The sequence below is a fragment of the Streptomyces sp. WM4235 genome (assembly GCF_001279725.1).
Classification (GTDB): domain Bacteria; phylum Actinomycetota; class Actinomycetes; order Streptomycetales; family Streptomycetaceae; genus Streptomyces.
This window is the reverse complement of sequence record NZ_LGDE01000085.1, coordinates 1-5,804: the sequence shown is the minus strand read 5'-3', so window position 1 is coordinate 5,804 and position 5,804 is coordinate 1. Positions and strand designations below refer to the sequence as shown.

At 70.9% G+C, this 5,804-nt stretch carries 3 protein-coding genes and 2 pseudogenes; all 5 read right to left on the bottom strand.

Annotation, left to right across the window (positions count from 1 at the left end; genetic code table 11):
- Positions 1-1,701, bottom strand: a pseudogene (locus ADK55_RS09225) (hypothetical protein); the annotation flags it as partial.
- On the bottom strand, positions 1,698-4,277 hold the full coding sequence (locus tag ADK55_RS09220; protein ID WP_078998689.1) for an ATP-binding protein: 2,580 nt from the start codon (positions 4,275-4,277) through the stop codon (positions 1,698-1,700). The pseudogene ADK55_RS09225 and the gene ADK55_RS09220, both read right to left, overlap by 4 nt.
- The gene (locus tag ADK55_RS09215; protein ID WP_053676995.1) at positions 4,274-4,831 is read right to left on the bottom strand and encodes a hypothetical protein; all 558 of its coding nucleotides are present in this window, start codon (positions 4,829-4,831) and stop codon (positions 4,274-4,276) included. The genes ADK55_RS09220 and ADK55_RS09215 overlap by 4 nt, the downstream gene beginning before the upstream one ends.
- Entirely contained in the window at positions 4,828-5,142 is a 315-nt protein-coding gene (locus tag ADK55_RS09210; protein WP_063839486.1) for a hypothetical protein, read from the bottom strand. Before ADK55_RS09210 ends, ADK55_RS09215 begins: the two co-directional genes overlap by 4 nt.
- A pseudogene (locus ADK55_RS09205) lies at positions 5,139-5,804 on the bottom strand (conjugal transfer protein); the annotation flags it as partial. The gene ADK55_RS09210 and the pseudogene ADK55_RS09205, both read right to left, overlap by 4 nt.

The following is a 5,804-nucleotide window of genomic DNA, read 5'->3' as shown; positions in this document are numbered from 1 at the left end:
CAACAACAGGAGTCGTTCGACCATGACGTCGGGGCCGCTGTCGGCGAGGATCGCGTCCACGGCGATACCGAACATCGGCAGCGCCATCGCGGCCACGAAGGAGACCATGGCCGAGACGATGAACACGCCGATCCAGCGCCACAGCAGCATGCGGGAGGGCCCGGGGAGCATCGACCACACCCACGCGATGGGCGCGGCGGCCGCCGCTGCCGCCTCGGCGCCTTGGGCTCCGAGCAACACCACCGCCATCGACAGGACCATCAACGTCACCACGAGCACCGCGATGAGGAGCGCGACGACCGCCCACACCCGTTCCCACGTGGCCTTTTGCGCGAACGCGGCACATTCCTTGCCGACCTCGCCGGCCGCTTTCAGGTTGGTGATGTGCTGCTCGAAGGTGACGTTCTGTCGCAGGCCGTTGCCGTTCTCGCAGTACGGTCGGGCCTTCTCGTGAAGCTTGGCGCAGGGGTCGTTGTCGGACAGGCAGTACTCCAGGGAGGGCCCGTCAAGGTCCCGGCACGGGTTCTTCGCCTTCTCCTCGGCCGCCGACTTCTCGCAGTACTTCTTGGCGGCGGACCCGTCCGGCAGCAGCCTGCAATCCTCCGGAACGGTCTCCTTCTCCTCGGGGTCGGGCGGGAAGTCGGTGTTGTTGCGTTCGCAGTTGTCCTTGATCGGCCCGAAGGTGCCCTCGCAGACGTCGCGGGCTTCCTGCGTGATCTCCCCCTCGCCCGGCTTCGCGCGGGCCTCGTGGCTGCCTTGGACCCACTTCATGTGGGCGGCGTACGCGGCTTTGTCGTTGACGTTCTTCGGATCCAGGACACGGCCGTATTGCAGGAGCATGTAGGGCTTGACGATCAAGGCGTCGGTGAGCGCGGCCTGAATCGGGCCGGTCGTCGTCTTGGGATCGGAGCGCACCCGGTCGTGTTCCGTCACGCAGCCGGGGTTCGGCGGGCCGGTTCCCGTCGCGCAGGAGTCGGGGCCGCCGAAGTAGGAGGTGGTGGTGATGGACGCGACCTCGACGGCCGCCCGGTGGGACTGGGCGACCGGCCCGTCCTTGCCGAGCAGGTGGTCGGGGCGCACGAAAGCGCTGGCCGCGAGGGCGACGATGACCAGCGTCAGCATGATTTCGCCGAGTCCGGTGCCCACCTTCCCCCGCACGAACAGGATCAACCCGAACGCGAAAGCCCATGCGAGGAACAGGCCTTTGATCCCGAGGGGGGCGACCACGTGGCGGGCGTAGGCGTCGGCGAGTTTCTGCGCGGGATCCGTCAGCAGGGAGGTGATCGGAAAACGGAAGACGAATCCGATCAGCCAGCACGCCAACCCGACCAACAGCCGGGCCAGTGTGAACAGGCCTCCCAGCAGCATTCGTTGCAGTCCATCGACGATGTCGAACGCCACACCGACACCGGACGCGGCGACCGCCATCTCGGCGGGAGTGCGCCCCGCGTTCAGTGAGAGGCTCTCCAACTGGTAGCCGCTGAGCGGGGCGCCTTCACTGCCGCGGATGTCGAGGGGGGCCAACAGGCCCCCGCCGGAGGTGGCGCCGTCCGCTGCCATCGCGACCGAGGTGTTCGTGATCAGAAAGACGACCGTGAGGAGTGCGACGAAACCGGCGGCGCGCAGGGTTCCGCGGTCCAGGCGGTCCGTCCACCGGCGTATCCCCACCGTCACCCACCACAGCGCGGGCATGGTGTTCACAGGGTCCTCCCGCCGACAGCGGTGGGCCGGCCCTTGCGGCCGGGGGTGGTGTAGATGGCGTCCTTGATGCGGGGGACGTTGGGGACGACGACCTTGATACGGCCGATCTGCATGCGCGGGTCGCGCAGCAGCATCTCCCCTTCGCGGCCGACCTGGCCGACGGGGGACAGGCCGGTGGTCACCAGTCGGATCAGGTCCTCGTCCTCGCCGTCGAGCCCCAGGAACTTCAGGCCTCGGGCGGCACGGGCGCTGTCGGTGGTGCGGGAGAGGTAGCGGTAGGCGATCAGCCCGGCGTCCTTGCCAAGTTCCTGTTCGTCGTGGGCGCCCATGAACACGCCGGCGCCGTGCTTGCGGCCGTCGTGGAGGATCTCGTGGACCAGTGCGGCGCCCTCGGCGGAAGAGGTCAGCCAGTACACCTCGTCGAGGGTGACCAGACAGAACCGGTCAGGCTCGGTGAACGCCGCCTGCCGGGCGATGGCCGCGATCAGATACAACACCGCCCGCCCGATCAGGGCCTCCAGCGGCTGCTGACGCAGAATCTCGGCGTTGGCGAAGGCCTCCTTCGGGGGCAGGGTGAGGCCGGCGGTGGTGACCACCACCATGTCCGCGCCCAAGTCCCCATCCAGCGTCACCGGCGGCAGTTCCGGGTCGAAGACCATGCCGGCGAGCGGGTTGCCGCGGACGATCCGCAGCAGGTCTGCCATGGTCGCGGCGGCGTCCGCGCGACTGCTCCCGCCGGTCTTCGCGAGGGCCGCCAGGACGTCGAGGACCTTGCCCATGGACGGCTCGGGCCCCCCGGACACCTCCTCGACCGCGTGGTGCAGCACCGCGCCCGCGGCCGTCATCGCCCCGACCCCCAGTTGCAGGGTCAGATACGACAGGGCGTAATGCGCGCCGATGGCGCCCCCGAACACCCGCAGGGGGTCGATGGAGATGTGAGCCTGGGCGGCGTCGATGATCTGGCAGCGCTCGCCCATGGACGAGCGGGCGAACGTCGCCCATTCCCGGATCGGCGTGCGGTCGATGACGATGGCGCGCCCGCCACGGTCCACGACCGCGGCGGTCACTTCCTTCGCCAACACGCTCTTGCCGCCACCGAGGTCGCCGCATACCGCGCTGGACGCGGACGCGTGGACCTGCGGCGCATCAGCCGGGTTGATCAGGACGGGACGGATCGTGCCACTGTCGAGATCGTGCCCGATCATGATCCCTGTCGGATCTCCCACCCGAGACAGCGTCAGGGCCCCGGCGGCGGCCCAGTCCTCGGACAGTTGGTGCTGGGTGAACTGCCCGAGCTGCGCGGCCCGCGCCGTCCCGGGCAGGGACAGGGCGAACAGGTCTTCTTGCATGCCGTAGGGGCGCACCGCCCGGTAGTCGCCCCCCGACAGGGCCGCCGACAGTTCCCGGGCCCGCGCGTCACAGGTGTCCGCGTCGCCGGCCCACACGGTGAGCACGGTGACCGACTGGACCTCGACCTCCACGGACGTGCGGGCCATGCGGGCGTCTTCCTCGGCGAGGTCCCCGGCCGCGTCCGGCAGCGAGTGCGGCATCCCGGTGGGCTGCGCCCCGTACTGGTCGGCCTGATCGAGCAACTCGCGCTTCTTGCGCTGCACCTGCGCGCGGGCCTTCTTCGAGGGCACCACCCGCAGGTCCACCGTGACGTCGATCGGGAAAGGCAACCCCTCCAGTTGGGCGAGGATGTCGGCGGCCTCCACCGACACCGCGGGCGGGAGCTCCGCCAACACCAGATGGGATTGGTAGCCGGTACCGGCTTCCGACTCGGCCTGAAGCCACCGACGTCCCAGCGGGGAGGACGTCGCGGCGGAACGCCACCACGGCCGCTTGTTGCGGGCCGCCTTGCTCGGCTCCTCGCGGGCTTCCTGACCACCCTCGGCGACACGGATGTCGCCCAGGTCGGTGTACGAGGGGGACTGGAGCCGGCCCGCGTGGACACGGCTCCCGTACAGCGGGCTGTGCTCGGCGTCGGACAGGAGCGGTTCCTGCGACAGGCCGCGGTGTATGGCGTGCTGGAGCATCCACACGATCTCGGCCGGTGACGCGGGCCGCAGTCCGAGACCGCCCCCCAGTGAGGATTGGATGCGGTCGGCGTCGGCGAACGCGGCCGTCACCTCCGCCTCGGGAACCGGGACGGGCGCGAGGTTCAGATTCGCCGAGAGTTCGGAGTAGAGGGCGGACAGGGACGCGGCCGCGGTCGAGCCGTTCGAGGCGACGGGCACGGCGAGCCACAGGGTGCGTTCGTGCATTTCGCGGTCGGCGAGGAGATCGACGGCGGCCGCGCACGTCTCGGCCCACTCCGGAAGCCGGCGCCAATCCACGTCCGCGACCATGCGCTCCGCGACCTCGCCGGGGTCGGTACGGGCCGCGAGAACGAAAAGCCGCGGATCCATGCCGGGCATCGACCGCACCAGTGACGTGACCCGCCCCAACAGCTCTTGATGCACGCGAGCGGGCAGATAGCCGCCCGGCAGCGGGGTGACCTTCCATACCGCCCACACCCGGCCCGTGACGGACCACAGCAGATGGCCGGCCACATGCCGAAACGGAGTCTTGATCACGCCGCGCTCCTCTCGGTCTGCTCGGCGTCGGCCAACAGCCGCGCGAGACCCGAACCGCCCGCCACACGAGCGGCAGGCGAGACCGGTGGGGCCGGCTTCAGCGCGCCGACCCGCGCCCCGGCCACCGCGGGGACCGGCACCGTCGCGGGCACGGCGGCGGCTGCGAGGGTGGGGGCACACTGGATGACGAACCGGGGGCGCAGAACCCCGGACGCCTTCTCGCGGGCGACACGCCCGCCGATCCGTCCGGCGGGGTGACGCATCAACAGGGAGAGGGCGCCGAACGCGGCGGTGAACGGGTTCTGACCGGCGATCTGCGCACCGCGCACCGCCCACACCGCCCCCACCCACAGCCCGACCGGGATGGGGCCGGCCCACGACCACCAGTCGTAGCCCTTGATCAGGGCGAAAGCGCCGCCCCCGATCACGACCAACTGCGCGGGCGTGTAGGGCCCGAACCAGATCGTCCAGTCCCCGAGCTTGCCCAACACCCACGGGTGCCGGCGCGCGCTCGTGTAGTTGCGGGCGACGCCCGAGCGCCCCGACTTGCTCACAGCACACCGCCGCTGGACCCGCCGGGCGGCGTGACGACCACGGTGACCGTCCCGGAGCTCTTGGACGGGTTCTTGATCTCGTCGGTGACCTTCCCCGATAGATCGTTCTGGGCGGCGTAGATGGCGAGGGCGATCACCATCGCGAGGAGTGCGCCGATGGCGGCTTTCATGGACAGCTTGCGGGCGATGGTGACGAGCACGATCGCGGCCAGAGCGACCTTGATTCCGTTGTCCGTCCACCCGGCCAGAGTGCCGATGAAGGAATCGCCGAGATCCTTGAACTCGCCTGCCAACATCACGGAGGTGTTCATCGGGCACCGCCCGAGACCGTGGCGGTGGCGGCGGGCGACGGCGAGACGGCGGGCGATGCGGTCGGTGTGCCGGCACCTGTCTCCAGGGTGCTGACCTCCCACCGGCCGGTGCGCGCGGTCACCTCCACCCGATACACCAGCGGCCACCGCGCACCGGCCCGGTCCTCACCGACCACCCGCACCCGCACCCGGGCCCGCGCACCGTCGGCCGGGGCCGCGTCACCGGCGGCCTGCTCGGCGTCGGCGGTGACGTCCTCGACGTCGACCTTCGTGTAGGCGCTCGCACCCGGCGACGTGATCCGCATGCCGGGGGAGAGGTAGCGGTCGAGGCCCGCGCTCTGTCCGCCGGCGAGGTACGCGCGGACGAACTCACCGAGCGTGGTGGCGAGCGGCCCGTCGGCGGCGACGGTGTGCGTGAACCGGGAAGCGGGCGCCTTCGCGGTCTCGGGCGGGGCGACCTCCGCCGGCGATCCCTCGATCGCGAGCGGGCCACCGTTCTCGCCACCGGTCCCGGACACCGCGAAGTACCGCGCCGCGGGGGCGGGGAGGGCCGTGGAGCCGGCGGGTGCCGGTTCGGTCCGGTCGGTGACGGCCGCGACCACCACGGTCCACGCCCCACCCGGGGCGAACGTCGTACGCAGGGCGACGACCCGGGCCCCCCC